This window comes from Rhizobium sp. WYCCWR10014, assembly GCF_001657485.1.
GTDB lineage: Bacteria > Pseudomonadota > Alphaproteobacteria > Rhizobiales > Rhizobiaceae > Rhizobium.
On record NZ_LXFU01000053.1, the window covers coordinates 147,253 to 162,290 of the forward strand.

A 15,038-nucleotide genomic window follows, 5' to 3' on the forward strand; every position below is an offset into this window, starting at 1 on the left:
CATCACACTTGGGGCAAGGTCTTGAGGACGGCGTCCGAATTGCAGACGAAGCCGAAGCATTTCTTGACGTTCCAGATCGTCGCCTCGCTGCAGAAGTCTGGCGAACTGGTGGCACAGCAATCGGCCAGCATGATGCAGCCATAGCCAAGGAAATTGGCATCGGTCAGCGTATGAAGCACGCATTGGTCGGTGTTGCAGCCGGCAAACAGGATGGTACGCGTGCCGAGATTGCGCAGGATGGAATCCAGCGGCGTGTCCCAGAAACCGCTGATCCTGTACTTGTCGACCCGAACGTCACCGGGCTGCGGTTTGAGCTCATCGACCACCTCGGCCGCCCAGGAATCCTTCTCCAGGACGTGCGCGCCGTTGGACGGCAGTGGATCGCCGAGCCCGATGCCCTCGCCACTGTTCTTGTAGAGATGAAGCTGGTTCGGCGGCATGTTGAGGAGGTCCGGTCTATTTCCCCAGTTTACCCAGATGACAGGCACCTCGGCTTGGCGGAGTTGCGGAAGGAGTTTCTGCAAAGGCGCGATCGCGGCGCGATCCGCCTCATAGTTGCCGCCGATATGATCCACCCAACCATCCTTGGCACAAAAATCGTTCTGCATGTCGATAACCACAATTGCTGTGCGGGCGAGGTCGATGGTCACGCCTTGCGGTTCGGCATCGATTGTCACGACCCTTGGCAAAATGGCGGGCAAAGTCATATCGACATTGGTCGGCGTTGCCCGCCAAGCGGTGTTACGGCCCTTTCCGAGGATGCCGCCACTCGTCGCATCTAAGCCCGCCATTTCCCATTCTCCTGCTGCTCTCGAACCAATTGCAGTCGTCGATGCAAGCGTCATGCCATAGCGGGAAAGCCCGGTCTGCCGCAGAAAATGGCGGTCCTCGCACCCGGACTGCAGATCAATTGTGCAGCATCGAGCTGGATCTGGATAATAAATAATCATTTACTTACTTCGTTGAAGCTGAAGTCACAAATTTGTATTTATAATCAAATGGATATTGATGTGGCATAGGCTTTGCCTCCACTTTTCAATGGGAGCTAAAGCGGTTCATCCGCCATCGTTCCGGCGTTCAATCAACAAAGGGAAGCAAAATGATCAAACGGCGAAATGTTCTCATGGCTATGACCACGCTTGCACTGGTCGGAACGAGCCTTGGCGGCGCGATGGCGCAAACCCCGTTGTCGGTCGGTATCCTTATTCCGGGATCGAAGACCGATAAAGGCTGGATGGAATCGGGTTATGACGGTCTGGTCGCGGCGCAGAAGAAATATGGCGACAAGATCGCCGTTCAGATGATTGAAAACATCAACTATGCAGATATGGAGCAGGCGCTTACGCAACTCGCCTCCTCCAACGCACTGGTGATCGGCGTCGGCGGCCAGACCCAGGCTGCGGTGATGAAAATCGCGAAGCGTTTTCCCGACATCAAATTCTCGATCGTCGGCGGCAATGCCGGCGCCGAACTCCCGAACGTCGCCGGTTATGATGTGAAACAGGCCGAGATCGCGTTCGTCGCAGGCGCGGCGGCCGCAATGCTCTCGAAGAGCGGCGCAGTGTCATATGTCGGCGGCATGGAACTTCCGTCGATCGTCAACGCCGGCAAAGAATTCGGCAACGGCGCGAAATACGTCAATCCGAATGTCAAATATTTCGAAGCCTATACCGGCGACTTCGATGACCTCGCAAAGGCCAAGGAAGCGACGTTGACGGCGATCGCGCAAGGTGCGGACGTTCACTATCACATCCTGAACCTCGGCCTGCGCGGCATGGAGCAGGCCGCCAAGGAGAAGGGCACCCACATCATCGGCTCTTACACCAATTATTGCGGCACCGATCCGCTCTATTTGGCATATTCGATCACCGGGGTGGGCTTCCAGGTGAAGTATGCGATCGACGAAACAGTCGGGGGCACCTGGAAGGCCGGTTACAAGCCCTTCGGCTTGGCGATGGGCCCGGAAGCTTCCGACATGGCTGTCTGCAACGCCACCGACGAAATGGCAAAGAAGCTCAAGGCCATCATCGAGGACATCAAGTCCGGCAAGATCAAGGTGCTGGAGGGCTGATGCGCAGCGAGAGAAGCATAGGGGCCAAGGCAGCGCCACTCCTTTCGTTGAAGGGTATCGGCAAGCTCTTCGGCGCGTTCGAGGCACTGGCGGGAATCGATATCGATTTTCACCCTTTCGAAGTCCATTGTCTCCTGGGCGAAAACGGCGCTGGGAAATCCACCCTTTGCAATCTCATCTTCGGCATCAATCGCCCAAGTGCTGGCCAAATGATTCTCGAGGGCAGACCCTACCTGCCCTCGAAACCGCGCGAGGCGCTAACAAGTGGCATTGCCATGGTTCACCAGCATTTCAGCCTGGTGAATGAACTCTCGGTCATCGATAACCTCCTGCTCGGCCGTGGCTTCGGGCGGCTGGACAGAAAAGGCGAAAGTGAACGGCTCGAGGCGATGTCGCGGCGTTTCGGCCTTGAAATTTCGCCAGCCGCGATCGTCGGCGACCTGTCGGTCGGCCAGCGGCAGCGGGTCGAAATCGTCAAATGCCTCATGAACAGTCCGCGCGTCCTGGTGCTCGACGAACCGACCGCCGTGCTGTTGCCAGACGAGATCAGTGCCCTGCTCGGTATCTGCCGGCAGGTGGCCGAAAGCGGCTGCGCCGTGGTCATGGTTACCCATAAGCTCGCTGAGATCGAGCGCGTCGCAGATCGGGTCACCGTCCTTCATCGCGGACGAATTGCCGCTCGGTCGGATCAGCCCGCGTCCGAGATCAGCCGGCTTGTCGGAGCAATGATCCACCGTCCCGACATCGATCCGGATGCGGTGATCGGTGCCCGGGCCGTTGCCTCCCGCAAGCCTGAAACTCCCGTACGCCCGACCCGCGAAGCCATGCAGATAGACGGGATCACAGTTGTCGATCGTCTCGGTGTCAAGCGTCTCGACGACATCACTCTGACGGTCGGCTGCGGCGAAGTGGTTGGTATCGCCGGCGTTGAAGGCAACGGCCAAAGCGAACTCGGCGCCGTCCTTGCCGGCCTGCTGAGGCCAAGCGAGGGTCGTTGGTTTGCCGGGAACCGAGAACTCACGAAGGCGACCCCGCGCCAGATTACCGGGGCGGGCGTCGGCATCGTGCCGGAGGATCGCCATGCGGTCGGAGCGATTTCCAGGATGACGCTGGCGGACAACCTGTTTCTCAATCGCATGCATCAGTTTAGCCGATTCCGCATGATCGACCGTCGTGCACAGCGAAAGGCGGCCGAACAGGCAATGGCGCGTTTCGATGTTCGCGCCGCCGGACCGCTCGTGCCTTTTGGCAGCCTTTCGGGAGGCAACCAGCAGAAGGCGGTTCTCGGGCGGGAACTGACCACGCAGAATCTCAACTTCCTACTTGCCGCGCAACCGACGCGGGGCCTGGATGTCGGCGCGATCGAAGCCGTCTACGGGCTGGTCCGCGATGCCGCCGATGCCGGCGTTGGCGTACTTCTGATTTCATCCGAACTGGACGAATTGATTTCCGTCGCCGACCGGATCCTTGTCTTCTATCGTGGACGGATCGTCGGTGAACATGTCGCGCGGCCCGAGAACGGCCACGCTATCGGGGCACTGATGTCGGGGCAGGCAGCATGAGTGCAAGCACGACAGCAAATCCATCATCCCTTTCACCTCTCTCCGCCCTTCTGCCCGTGCTTCTTCCGGCTGCTGCCGTGCTTGCGGCCGTGGTGGTGGGGATGATCGTCGTGGTCGCCATGGGTGTAACGCTCGACAAGGCGGTCATGGCATTCTATCGCGGCGCTTTCGGAAACGCATATGCGATCTCGGCCTCGCTCAACCGCGCAGTCGCGCTCGCGCTCGTCGGCGTTGGCTTCATCATCGCCAACCGTGCCGGCCTGACCAATGTCGGCGGCGAGGGCCAGATCGCTATCGGAGGCATCGTCGCCACCGCATTCTGTCTGATGCCCGGAATGGCAGACCTGCCCCTCGGGCTTTCCTATCTGCTGCCGCTGCTGGCTGCATCACTTGCCGGCGGCCTTTGGGGTGGGATTGCCGGAATGTTGCGGGTCAGGGCCGGCACCAATGAGGTTATTGCCACCCTCCTTCTCTCCTTTATCGCTGTCTGGCTTCTGTACTGGTGCGTGCAATCGGAGAACCTGTTGCGCCAGCCAATGACCAGTGCGGCGACATTACCCGAATCGCTTGCCATTCCAGAGGCAACCCAGGTGCCGTTGCTGACCGGATCTTACAGCTCCCCGGTAACGCTCGGCCTGCCCATCCTGCTGGGGATTGCAATCATCGCGGCAATCCTGTTGCGCAGGTCGCTTTATGGCTTCGCCCTAAGCGCCGTCGGGCTGAACCCCATTGCCGCCGCCCGGGCGGGTGTGGCGGTCGGTTTTACTATCATATCGGCCATGTGCCTCGCCGGCGCATTGGGCGGGCTGGCAGGCGGCCTGATGCTACAGGGTGAGCAATATTCGCTAAAGGCCGGCTTTTCCTCCGGCTACGGTTTCGACGGTCTGGTGGTCGGACTGCTTGCGCGCGGATCGGTGACGGGCGTGATTGCCGGCGCATTGCTGTTCGGGTTCCTGCGTTCGGGGGGCATATCCATGGAAATGGCAGCCGGCGTGCCTTCGGCGTTGATCGACGTGCTGCAGGGCCTGATCGTCCTGACGATCGCCAGCGCCGCTTATTATCTCGAGCGGAGAATTGCACGATGACGGCAGAGCTCTTCACCCTGTTCCTCGCCTCGACAGTCCGGCTCGCGGTGCCGCTTTTGTTTGCGGCGACTGGAGAACTCGTGTCCGAGCGAGCGGGGGTCGTCAACATGAGCGTCGAGGGCATGATGCTGACCGGCGCTTTCGGTGGTGCGATGGGGGCGGCCTACACCGGATCGCCCATGCTCGGACTCTGCTGCGCCATCCTCGCCGTGCTGCCCATCGCTGTGCTGCAATCGGTGATGACCAACACGCTGCGTGCCAATCAGATTGTCACCGGCATCGGCATCAACATCATGGCTCTCGGCCTGACGACGCTGGGCTACCGAGCCCTTTTCGGTGCAAGATCCCGTGACATCATCCCCGGCTTCGATGCCTGGTCGCCGCCGTTGCTCGGACAAATACCGCTGGTGGGGGGCGTTTTCCAACAAGTGTGGCTGTTTTACCTGGCAGCCGCCATTATCGCTGTCGTTGGCTACGTCCTGGCACGGACCGGCCTAGGCATCGTTTTGCGCGCCGCCGGCGACAACCCGCAATCGGTCATCCGCTCGGGTGCGCCATTGAAGGGTGTCCGGCATGCAGCCGTGATCTTCACCGGGGTGATGTCGGCCCTTGGCGGCGCCTTCCTGTCCATCGGCGACATTCACACCTTTACCGAGGGCATGACAAATGGTGCCGGTTACCTGGCGATCGTCGCCGTGATCTTCGGCAGTTGGCGGCTCTGGCGCACAGTGGCCGCCTGCCTCCTGTTCGGCGCGGCAACCGCACTGCAATTTCAATTGCCGGCCTTTGGCATTCATATTCCGAATGCCCTGCTGATCATGATGCCTTATCTGCTGGCATTGCTGGCTGTTGCAGGTGTGGTTGGCCACCAGACAGCACCGCGGGCGTTGACCCAGAACTAAAAAAACACGCCAATAGACGAAAAGGCAGGAATCGTGAGAGAACGCAATTATATAGACCCCGGCCGCTCGCCGGCCATCGGCGAAAACGGCATGGCGGCAACCTCGCACCCGGCCGCAACGCTAACAGCGATCGACATTCTGCGCGCCGGCGGCAATGCCATCGATGCCGCTCTGGCGGCGGTCGCCGTTCAGAGTGTCGTCGAGCCGGCCATGACCGGCATCGGCGGTGATTGCTTTGCGATCGTTGCCCCAGCCGGAAAACCCATCATTGCGTTCAACGGATCCGGCCGATCCTGTGCGGGGGCTGATGCTGAGCGCTTGCGTGCGAAAGGCTTGTCGCGGATCGATGAAGAAAGCCCGGACGCCGTCACCATTCCCGGCGCCGTCGATGCCTGGTGCCAGCTTTCGCAGACATTCGGCCGAATGGAACTCGCCGAGATCCTGGCGCCGGCCATTGCGCTCGCAGACAACGGCTTCCGCGTTGCCGGCCGGGTAGCGTATGATTGGGCGCGCGAAGGTAAGCGGCTGGAGCACCATGAGGCGGCGCGTACGCAATTCCTGCCGGGTGGCAAGGCGCCGACGACCGGCGACCGCTTTTCCATACCCGCATTGGCGGCCACCTTGCGGGCGATCGCCGCCAATGGCCGTACCGCCTTCTATGAAGGCGCCGTTGCCGAGGAAATGGTCTCCGTGCTTCGCGAATGCGGCGGCCGCCATACTGTAGATGATTTCTCACGCCATCGCGGCTTTGCGACCGAGCCGATCGGTGCGGATTTCCGCGGCCGTCGTGTGCTGGAATGCCCGCCAAACGGCCAGGGTCTCGCCGCTCTGCTGATTGCCCGGATCCTTGACGGTTTCGATCTGTCGGATAACGCCGTAAGCGAGGCCGATCGTGTTCACCTCTTGGCTGAAGCCAGCAAGGCAGCTTATCATCAGCGTGACCTGCTGATCGCCGATCCGGACCATATGCGGATTTCCGTCGAGGAAGTTCTGGGCGACCGTTTCGTTTCCGCATTACGATCCAGAATACGAATGGACCGGGCAAGCGAAGCATCGATCTGGGATGGTCCGGTTCATCGCGATACCGTCTACCTGTCGGTCGTCGATCGTGACGGCAATGCAGTTTCGCTGATCAATTCGCTATTCTCCGCGTTTGGCAGCGGCATCTACGCACCGGTATCGGGGGTCCTGTTGCAGAACCGCGGAAGCGGCTTCTCACTGAACGAAGGCCACGCCAATGAACTCGCACCGCGAAAGCTGCCGCTGCACACGATCATTCCGGGCATGGTGGTCCACAATAACTTGCCCGTGATGCCCTTCGGCGTCATGGGCGGGCAGTTCCAAGCGACGGGCCACGCACATTTCCTCTCGCATCTCTACGACCGCGGCTTCGATCCGCAGCGCGCCAACGAGGCGCCTCGCAGCTTCTCCTTTGACGGCAGACTGTCGCTTGAGCCCGCGTTCGGCGATAAGGTCCGCGCCGACCTGGAAGAGCGCGGCCACCGTACGGAATGGGCAAACGCACCAATCGGCGGCTGCCAGGCAGTTCTTATCGACAGGGCTCGGGGCGTGTTTATTGGAAGCTCGGATCACAGGAAGGACGGGTTTGCGCTTGGGTATTGATACTAAACGAAACGAGCTGCGCGCGCGCCTCGTACTCACTGCTCGAAACCAAGGCTCGCCAGCAGGCGACTGATATAGCCCTCCAACCCGCCGATCATGTCGAAGCGGGTTGGATCGCGCAGCCAGAGCATCTGAAGGCCGTCCATCACGGCGATCAGCTCGGCTGCCATCGCCCGGCCATCGATCTTGCCGTCTATCGAGCCATCGGCGACGGCCCGTTCGAAGGTGACGGCGATGTCATTCTGCAGCTGAGTGGCGCGATCGAGAAACCATGCCTTGGCCGGATGATCCTTCATCAGGCTTTCGGCATTCAGGATGGCGAAGGCCCTGATGACCTCGATCATTTCGGCGTTGCGGCGGAAGACCCCGACCATGCCCTTGAGCAGGCCGCGGAGGTCGGAACGGTAGGGCCCGATGAAGCTTTCGCTTTCGAGATCACGCTTGTCCAGAATGGCAAGCAGGAGATCGACCTTGGTCGGAAAATGGTGCAGCAGGCCGGGCAGCGAGAGGCCGACGTCGCGGGCGACGTCGCCGATGGCGGCATTCTGGTAGCCGTCTTCGGCAAAGCGCCGCATCGCAGCCGTCAGGATCTCCGCGCGGCGGGCTTCGCCCTTGCGGGATCTGCGTCGTCGCTTTTCGTCCTGTCCGGTCTTCGATTCGAATAACTCTGCCATCGTCTCTCCCGCCAATTTCTCCGGCGCTCTTTATCCATACATCAGGCTTCGCCAGTTGACATCTTAAAAATACCGAGTAATCGGTAGGTTTAAGAACTACGTTACGTGCTGAGAAGTGCGCGTTTGCCGCCGGATGAGTTAGCAAGCGCATGCTCCGGCAATACTTCGCAGCACCCGAAGTCCATTGAAGGGGAGGTTTGCATGATCGATTCCATTCTCGACAAGATGACGCTCGAGGAGCAGGTCTCGCTGCTCTCGGGCGCGGATTTCTGGACGACGGTTCCCGTCGAGCGTCTTGATGTGCCGAAGATCAAGGTGACGGACGGACCGAATGGGGCTCGCGGCGCGGGTTCGCTGGTCGGCGGCGTCAAGGCGACCTGCTTTCCTGTCGCAATCGCACTCGGCGCCACTTGGAATCCCGATCTGGTCGAGCGCATGGGCGTGGCGCTTGCCCACCAGGCAAAGAGTAAGGGAGCCGCCGTGCTGCTTGCGCCCACGGTGAATATCCATCGTTCCGGGCTCAACGGGCGAAATTTCGAATGTTATTCCGAGGATCCGATGCTTACCGCGGAACTGGCCGTCGCCTATATCAAAGGCGTGCAGAGCCAAGGGATCGCGGCGACGATCAAGCACTTCGCCGGCAATGAATCCGAGATAGAGCGGCAGACCATGTCTTCCGATGTCGACGAGCGGACGCTGCGCGAAATCTACTTTCCGCCCTTCGAACAGGCTGTCAAACGCGCCGGCGTGATGGCCGTCATGTCTTCCTATAACCGCCTCAACGGCACCTATACGAGCGAGCATGAGTGGCTGCTGACCAAGGTGCTGCGCCAGGAATGGGGATTCGACGGTATCGTCATGTCCGACTGGTTCGGTTCGCATTCGACGGCCGAGACGATCAATGCCGGGCTTGATCTCGAAATGCCCGGCCCGGCGCGCGATCGCGGCGAGAAGCTGGTTGCGGCCGTGCGTGAGGGCAGGGTCGAAGCCGTCACCGTGCGGGCGGCGGCGCAGCGGATCCTGCTTCTACTCGAGCGGGTCGGCGCGTTCGAGAAGAAGCCCGACCTTACGGAGCAGGCGGTCGACCTGCCGGAAGACCGGGCGCTGATCCGGCGTCTCGGCGCAGAGGGCGCAGTCCTTTTGAAGAACGACGGCATACTGCCGCTTGCCAAGACATCGCTCGACCGGATCGCCGTCATCGGACCCAACGCCGCGAGCGCGCGCGTCATGGGCGGCGGCAGCGCACAGATCGCGGCGCATTACCTGGTTAGTCCGCTCGAAGGAATTCGAGCCGCCCTTTCCAATGCCAACAGTGTCAGCCACGCTGTCGGCTGCCGCCACAACCGTCTGATCGAGGTGGCCAAGGGGAAGATCACCGTCGAATATTTCAAGGGGCGCGGCTGCCGGGGCACGCCGCTTCATGTCGAGACCGTCGACAAGGGTGAGTTCTTCTGGTTCGAACTGCCGGCGGCCGAGCTCGACCCCACCGATTTCTCGGCTCGAATGACGATGCAATTCGTGCCGGAGGAGAGCGGCGATCATGTCTTCGGCATGACCAATGCCGGACTGGCGCGGCTCTTCGTCGATGGCAGGCTGACGGTTGACGGCCGTGACGGCTGGGCACGCGGCGAAAACTATTTCGGCACGGCCAATGACGAACAGCGCGGCACGGTGGCGCTGGATGCGGGCAAGGCCCATGCCGTCACCGTCGAGTATGACCCGCCGGCGGCATCAGGAGAGGGGATCAACCTCACGGCCATTCGGTTCGGCGTCGAAAAGCCCTTGGGCGAGGCCGATATCGAGGACGCCGTCGAGACGGCGCTGAATGCCGATGTGGCGCTTCTCTTCGTCGGCCGGGATGGCGAATGGGATACCGAGGGCTTGGATGTGCCCGACATGCGGCTTCCGGGTCGGCAGGAAGAGCTGATCGAGCGGGTTGCGGCCGTCAACGCCAACACCGTGGTCGTGCTGCAGACCGGCGGTCCGGTGGAAATGCCGTGGCTCGGCAAGGTTCGCGCCGTGCTGCAGATCTGGTATCCTGGGCAGGAGCTGGGCAATGCCGTCGCCGATGTCCTCTTCGGCGATGTCGAGCCCGGCGGACGCCTGCCGCAGACATTCCCGAAGGCGCTTGCCGACAATTCCGCCATCACAGGCGATCCGGCCGTCTATCCGGGTAAGGATGGGCATGTACGCTATGCCGAAGGCGTCTTCGTCGGCTACCGTCACCACGATACACGTGCGGTCGAGCCGCTCTTCCCCTTCGGTTTCGGCCTTGGCTATACGCGCTTCAGCTGGGGCGAGCCGCGCCTGTCGACGAGCGAAATGGGTGCCGAAGGCGTGACGGTCAGCGTCGATCTGACCAATATCGGCGACCGGACCGGGTCGGAATTGGTCCAACTCTATGTGCGTTCGCCAAAGTCCAAGGTGGAGCGGCCGGACAAGGAACTGCGCGCCTTCGCAAAGCTTTCGCTGCTGCCCGGTGAGTCTGGGACGGCCGAAATGACGATCCTGCCGCGCGATCTCGCTTATTTCGACGTCGAGGCGGGTGCTTTCCGCGCCGAACCGGGCGATTACCAGCTGGTCGTTGCGGCAAATGCCACGGATATCAGGTTCATCATCGATCTGCCGTCACCACTCGAATATGTCCTGCCACCTTCGTCTTAAACGCAGGCTGGCGAGATCCATGTCGTATTCGAGCTGAACCCGGCCGATAACACTTGGCGCGGCTGCGCCAAGTGTTGAGTGGTTCGACCTGGATCAGGCCGCGTCGGGCTGTGTGCGGAGATTGGTGACGACGCGCCGGTTTTGCACCCTGCAGGATCGCTCCGTGCAATCGCGCACTTCACGATCGTTCCCGTAGCCCTTGGCCCACATGCGCTTGGCATCCACGCCCTTGGAGGCAAGATAGGCCATCGCCGCATCGGCGCGCTTCTGCGACAACGCCTCCATTTGAGATGCGGAACCGGAATCGTCGGCAAATCCCTGCAGCTTGAGCAGCCAAGTCGGGTTCCTGTTGAGCCAGGCGGCCTGGTTATCCAGCGTTGCCATGGCGACGGTATCGAGTGTGGCGGAGTCCTGCTTGAAGTAGATCCGTCGGCCGACATTGAGGATGAAATCCTCTTCACTGCCAGCCCGTACATTCTCGAAGCCAGGGGCGGGATCGTTGGTCTGGCCTGTCATCGGAGCAGCCACGGGTTCTTCCAGAGAGGCGATCTCAGTAGTGGAGCAGGCGGCGAGCGCCAAGAGCATGGCCGCAGCGAGAAGGCGCCTCGCATATCCTGTTGTAGCAAACATCAGGGAATATTCCTCACTCGACCGTGGTTGTTTGGCTGACCTGCGCGGCACTTTCAGCCTGGTCGGCAATATGCGGCAGAACCTGCACCGCGGTGCCGATGGGGCAACGCTGGTAAAGATCGATGGCGTCTTCGTTGAACATGCGGATACAGCCGCTGGAGGCATCCTTGCCGATGCTCCAAGGCTCCAGCGTGCCGTGGAAGCGATAGCCGGTGTCGGCGCCGTCGCGATGCAGATACATGGCGCGGGGGCCGAGCGGATTCTTCGGTGAGCCTCCCGCCACGAATTCGGGCAGTTCTGGATGGCGCTTGCGCATCTCCGGCGGCGGTGTCCAGCGCGGCCACAGCGACTTAGCGTCGATCGTGGCGCGGCCAAACCATTTGAAGCCCTCGCGGCCGACGCCGACGCCGTAGCGGATGGCCGTCTTGTTCTCCATGATCACATAGAGAAAATGGTGTCTTGTATCGACGACGACGGTGCCGATCGGCTCGCTGCTGAAATATTTGACGACCTGGCGGTGCCACTTCCTGTCGATCTTGGCGAAGTTGGTTCTTCGGAACGTCACGCCATTGTCGACGGTGGTGCCGTCAAAATAGGACGACGCCGCGGCGAATGCTGGTTTCCGGACCGCGCCGGCGCCAAGCAACGCCAATCCACCAAGCACAATATTTCTGCGAGTCCACGGCATCGGCAATATCCCCCTTAGAGCCAAGCAGCGAAGTATCAGTAAATCAGATTTTTCATTTGCGACAACAGAAAATTCTTCTCCTCCCTCAAGACCGAGATCGATCTGGGCGTCTTCTGGAGTGTATTGCGCTGGTTGTTACTCCACGAGGACGATGTTACGCGCAGCAAACTCACAGATCTTTTGAATCCGCTCAGCCGAGCAAACTCAGAGGAAAAGATCGGGGAGTTCGGAGCGTGCGATAGATCGCAACCTGACCGCTTCTGCCATGTCTATCGAGCTATAGGGAAACCGTAATCGGGTGCCGACGGGTCCCCAATTGCCGATCGCACTTAAGAGTTTGTCGAGAGCGGCGTTCGAATAGCCGAATTCCTGGCGAAAGGGGACGATATGGGCGTCCATAAACGTGCAGATGCGTCGTTCCAGACCGAGTGCGGCGTCGATATCGTGTCGCATCGAGACCGTCCAGGTCTGAGCACCGCGGGGATTAAGGCAGGCGACATTGGAAAAGGAGCCTGCCGCGACGCCCTGTTTGATGCCGGTTGCGAGATGGTGGCCGGGGACGAAGAGCGAAAGCCCGGACAGATGCAGGCGCGCCTCGGCATACCAGGAGGCGTCGCCATCGGCGAGCTTGATGCCGATCACCTCAGGCACTGCCGCGCAGACCATGCCGAGCTCCCTTGGTGCCAGCACGCGTTTTGCATGCGGCGGATTGTAGAGGATGAGCGGAATTCCGTCGGCAGCCTCGGCCGCTCGTTTCAGGAAGTCGATCGCTTCGGCATCGGTAAGCGGCCACCAGTCCGGCAATATGAGCTGAATGGCGCGGGGATCGAGCGCGGCGGCGCGGCGGACGCGATTGAGCATGATCAGCGGATCGGGCTGGCAGGCGCCGATGACGAATGGGGTTGAAGACACCTTGCAGCGCTCGGCCAGCATTGCCTGGATGCAGTCGAACTCCTCCTCCGTCTGATTGTGAAATTCGCCGGCCGTGCCGTTCGAATAAATACCATCGACGCCGGCGTCGATGAGGACATCGATCTCTTCACCGAGCTTTTCGAATTCGATGCTGTCATCGGCTGCGATCGGTAGAAGCAGGCTAGCCCAGTTTCCGCCGATGGCGGGATGTGGCGTCGTCGCATTCATCTCTTGTTTCCCCGTTGGATGACGGATCAGTTGAGGTCGTCGCGAATGCAGGCCTTGAAGTGGCCGGGCGCGACTTCCCGCAATTGCGGAACGGCGCCGGCGCAGGCCTCGAGCGCGCTCGGACAGCGCGTGCGAAAAACACATCCGCTCGGCGGATTGGCCGGACTTGGGATATCGCCTTTCAGGATCTGCCTATTACGGCGGGCATCCGGATCTGGCGACGGAATCGCCGAGAGCAGGGCGCGCGTATAGGGATGCTGTGGTCTCGCATAGAGATCGGCACTCGGCGCGATTTCCATGATGCGGCCGAGATAGAGCACGATCACCCGGTCGCAAATATATTCGACGACGGCAAGGTCATGCGAGATGAACAGCATGGTCAAGCCAAGCCGCTGCTGCAGGTCGCGCAGCAGGTTGATCACCTGCGCCTGGATCGACACGTCGAGCGCCGAAACCGGCTCGTCGGCGACGATGAATTCGGGCGACAAGGTCAACGCCCGGGCAATCCCGATGCGCTGGCGCTGGCCGCCGGAAAATTCATGCGCGTATCGATTGATCGCGTCGGCGGGCAGATCGACCTCCGCCAAGGCCGACCACGCCCGCTCGAGCCTGTCGCGGGCGGTGCCGATCCCCTGGATCTGCAAGCCTTCCGTCAGGATCTCGCCGATCGTCATGCGTGGCGACAGGCTGGCGAAGGGATCCTGGAAAATATACTGCATGCGCGGCCGCTGCCGTCTGAGCGCGGAGGCGGAAAGCGCTGTGAGTTCTGTCCCGTCGAAACGGACGCTGCCTGACGACGGCTCGACGAGGCGAAGAACGGAACGCCCGATCGTGGTCTTGCCGCTGCCGGATTCGCCGACAAGCCCGACGACTTCACCCTTGCCGATATCGAAGGAGATGCCCTGGAGAATGTTCAGCCGCGTGCCGCGAGAAGTATAATGTTTCGAAAGGTCGCGGACGGAGAGCAGCGGTACGCTCATCTAGATCTCCTGCCATCTGATACAGCGGCTGCGATGCTGCGGATTGACCTGTTCGAGCGCGGGAACGGCAGCGCGACAGGCATCGATCGCGAATTTGCAGCGCGGAGAAAAGGCGCAGCCGCTCGGCATGTTTATCAGGCTCGGGACCATGCCGGGAATGGCAGCGAGCTTTTCGCCGGCCTGTTTCATCCGCGCCGCATCACCCAGGCGCGGCATGGAGGCGAGAAGGCCCATCGTGTAGGGGTGCTTGGGATTGCGGAAAACCTCGCCGACCGGCCCTTCTTCGACGATCCGGCCGGCATACATCACCGCCACGCGATGGGCGATTTCGGCGACGACACCGAGATTGTGGGTGACGAAGAGCATGGCCATGCCGCGCTCGCGCTGCAGTTTGAGGAGCAGGTCGAGAATCTGCGCCTGGATCGTCACGTCGAGCGCCGTTGTCGGCTCGTCGGCGATCAGCAACGCCGGGTCGCAGGCGAGCGCCATGGCGATCGTGGCGCGCTGCCGCATGCCGCCCGACAGTTCGTGCGGATATTGGCCGGCGCGGCGCCGGGCGTCCGGTATGCCAACACTTTCAAGCAACGCGACGGCTGCGTCCATCGCCGCCTTGCGGTCGGCGCCGCGATGGATGCGGATCGGCTCGCCAATCTGATCGCCGATGGTGAAGACGGGATTGAGGCTCGACATCGGCTCCTGGAATATCATGCCGATGTCGTCGCCCCTGATCCTGCGCATGCTCTCTTCGTCGAGGGAGACCAGATCTCTGACCACGCCGCCGCTGGTCGCGAGGCGGATGCTGCCTGCGGCGATCACGCCGATGTTGCGGGTGAGCAACCGCATGACGGATAGGCTGGTGACCGACTTGCCGGAGCCGGATTCGCCGACGAGCGCAAGCGTCTCGCCGGCGGCAACGCTGAGGTCGATATTGTTGACCGCCGTGATCTCGCCGCCGCGGATGCGGAAGATCGTTCGCAATCCTCTGATGTCGAGTACGGGTTCGGTCGTCTGTCCCATCA

At 61.3% G+C, this 15,038-nt stretch carries 13 protein-coding genes; 6 read left to right on the plus strand and 7 right to left on the minus strand.

Annotated features, from left to right (window positions below; translation table 11 throughout):
- Positions 1-2: 2 nt before the first annotated feature.
- A complete protein-coding gene (locus tag A6U98_RS34795; RefSeq protein ID WP_064655745.1) occupies positions 3-791 on the minus strand; it encodes a cysteine hydrolase in 789 nt (262 codons plus the stop codon).
- A 332-nt stretch (positions 792-1,123) separates the two neighbouring features.
- On the opposite strand from A6U98_RS34795, the gene A6U98_RS34800 reads away from it, so the two are divergent.
- The 5 genes from A6U98_RS34800 to ggt are packed head-to-tail and all read left to right on the plus strand — an operon-like array spanning position 1,124 to position 7,243.
- Positions 1,124-2,071 carry a BMP family protein gene (locus A6U98_RS34800; protein ID WP_245304608.1) on the plus strand — a complete coding sequence of 316 codons (948 nt, stop codon included), beginning with the start codon at positions 1,124-1,126 and terminating at the stop codon, positions 2,069-2,071.
- Positions 2,071-3,633, plus strand: coding sequence for an ABC transporter ATP-binding protein (locus tag A6U98_RS34805; RefSeq protein WP_064655747.1), 1,563 nt, complete (start codon positions 2,071-2,073; stop codon positions 3,631-3,633). The genes A6U98_RS34800 and A6U98_RS34805 overlap by 1 nt, the downstream gene beginning before the upstream one ends.
- Positions 3,630-4,718, plus strand: a complete 1,089-nt coding sequence (locus tag A6U98_RS34810) for an ABC transporter permease (protein ID WP_064655748.1) — start codon at positions 3,630-3,632, stop codon at positions 4,716-4,718. Before A6U98_RS34805 ends, A6U98_RS34810 begins: the two co-directional genes overlap by 4 nt.
- On the plus strand, positions 4,715-5,620 hold the full coding sequence (locus A6U98_RS34815) for an ABC transporter permease (protein ID WP_003550518.1): 906 nt from the start codon (positions 4,715-4,717) through the stop codon (positions 5,618-5,620). The genes A6U98_RS34810 and A6U98_RS34815 overlap by 4 nt, the downstream gene beginning before the upstream one ends.
- Before the next feature lie 33 nt (positions 5,621-5,653).
- Positions 5,654-7,243, plus strand: coding sequence for a gamma-glutamyltransferase (gene ggt, locus A6U98_RS34820; RefSeq protein ID WP_082934056.1), 1,590 nt, complete (start codon positions 5,654-5,656; stop codon positions 7,241-7,243).
- Between the two features lie 35 nt (positions 7,244-7,278).
- On the opposite strand, the gene A6U98_RS34825 is transcribed toward ggt, so the two are convergent.
- Positions 7,279-7,917, minus strand: a complete 639-nt coding sequence (locus A6U98_RS34825; protein WP_064655749.1) for a TetR/AcrR family transcriptional regulator — start codon at positions 7,915-7,917, stop codon at positions 7,279-7,281.
- A gap of 201 nt (positions 7,918-8,118) precedes the next feature.
- Between A6U98_RS34825 and A6U98_RS34830 the strand changes: the two genes are divergently transcribed.
- The gene (locus A6U98_RS34830; RefSeq protein ID WP_064655750.1) at positions 8,119-10,581 is read left to right on the plus strand and encodes a glycoside hydrolase family 3 C-terminal domain-containing protein; all 2,463 of its coding nucleotides are present in this window, start codon (positions 8,119-8,121) and stop codon (positions 10,579-10,581) included.
- A gap of 93 nt (positions 10,582-10,674) precedes the next feature.
- Here A6U98_RS34830 and A6U98_RS34835 read toward each other — a convergent pair whose 3' ends face one another.
- The 5 genes from A6U98_RS34835 to A6U98_RS34855 all read right to left on the minus strand — a co-directional run bounded on the left by A6U98_RS34835 (position 10,675) and on the right by A6U98_RS34855 (position 15,036).
- A complete protein-coding gene (locus A6U98_RS34835; protein WP_064655751.1) occupies positions 10,675-11,211 on the minus strand; it encodes an OmpA family protein in 537 nt (178 codons plus the stop codon).
- Between the two features lie 13 nt (positions 11,212-11,224).
- Positions 11,225-11,899: a L,D-transpeptidase gene (locus tag A6U98_RS34840; protein WP_064655752.1), complete on the minus strand. Its 675-nt coding sequence runs from the start codon at positions 11,897-11,899 to the stop codon at positions 11,225-11,227.
- Between the two features lie 204 nt (positions 11,900-12,103).
- A complete protein-coding gene (locus tag A6U98_RS34845) occupies positions 12,104-13,039 on the minus strand; it encodes a dihydrodipicolinate synthase family protein (RefSeq protein ID WP_064655753.1) in 936 nt (311 codons plus the stop codon).
- A 26-nt stretch (positions 13,040-13,065) separates the two neighbouring features.
- On the minus strand, positions 13,066-14,019 hold the full coding sequence (locus A6U98_RS34850; RefSeq protein ID WP_064655754.1) for an ABC transporter ATP-binding protein: 954 nt from the start codon (positions 14,017-14,019) through the stop codon (positions 13,066-13,068).
- Complete coding sequence (locus A6U98_RS34855) at positions 14,020-15,036, minus strand: ABC transporter ATP-binding protein (protein ID WP_064655755.1); 1,017 nt, start codon at positions 15,034-15,036, stop codon at positions 14,020-14,022.
- Between the last annotated feature and the right edge of the window lie 2 nt (positions 15,037-15,038).

Bases quoted from the DNA above. Each gene is read 5' to 3' on its own strand.
- A6U98_RS34825 (WP_064655749.1), bottom strand. From the start codon at position 7,917: ATGGCAGAGTTATTCGAATCGAAGACCGGACAGGACGAAAAGCGACGA.
- A6U98_RS34845 (WP_064655753.1), bottom strand. From the start codon at position 13,039: ATGAATGCGACGACGCCACATCCCGCCATCGGCGGAAACTGGGCTAGC.
- A6U98_RS34830 (WP_064655750.1), top strand. From the start codon at position 8,119: ATGATCGATTCCATTCTCGACAAGATGACGCTCGAGGAGCAGGTCTCG.
- A6U98_RS34840 (WP_064655752.1), bottom strand. From the start codon at position 11,899: ATGCCGTGGACTCGCAGAAATATTGTGCTTGGTGGATTGGCGTTGCTT.
- A6U98_RS34795 (WP_064655745.1), bottom strand. From the start codon at position 791: ATGGCGGGCTTAGATGCGACGAGTGGCGGCATCCTCGGAAAGGGCCGT.
- A6U98_RS34810 (WP_064655748.1), top strand. From the start codon at position 3,630: ATGAGTGCAAGCACGACAGCAAATCCATCATCCCTTTCACCTCTCTCC.
- A6U98_RS34815 (WP_003550518.1), top strand. From the start codon at position 4,715: ATGACGGCAGAGCTCTTCACCCTGTTCCTCGCCTCGACAGTCCGGCTC.
- A6U98_RS34835 (WP_064655751.1), bottom strand. From the start codon at position 11,211: ATGTTTGCTACAACAGGATATGCGAGGCGCCTTCTCGCTGCGGCCATG.
- A6U98_RS34850 (WP_064655754.1), bottom strand. From the start codon at position 14,019: ATGAGCGTACCGCTGCTCTCCGTCCGCGACCTTTCGAAACATTATACT.
- A6U98_RS34805 (WP_064655747.1), top strand. From the start codon at position 2,071: ATGCGCAGCGAGAGAAGCATAGGGGCCAAGGCAGCGCCACTCCTTTCG.
- A6U98_RS34800 (WP_245304608.1), top strand. From the start codon at position 1,124: ATGGCTATGACCACGCTTGCACTGGTCGGAACGAGCCTTGGCGGCGCG.
- A6U98_RS34855 (WP_064655755.1), bottom strand. From the start codon at position 15,036: ATGGGACAGACGACCGAACCCGTACTCGACATCAGAGGATTGCGAACG.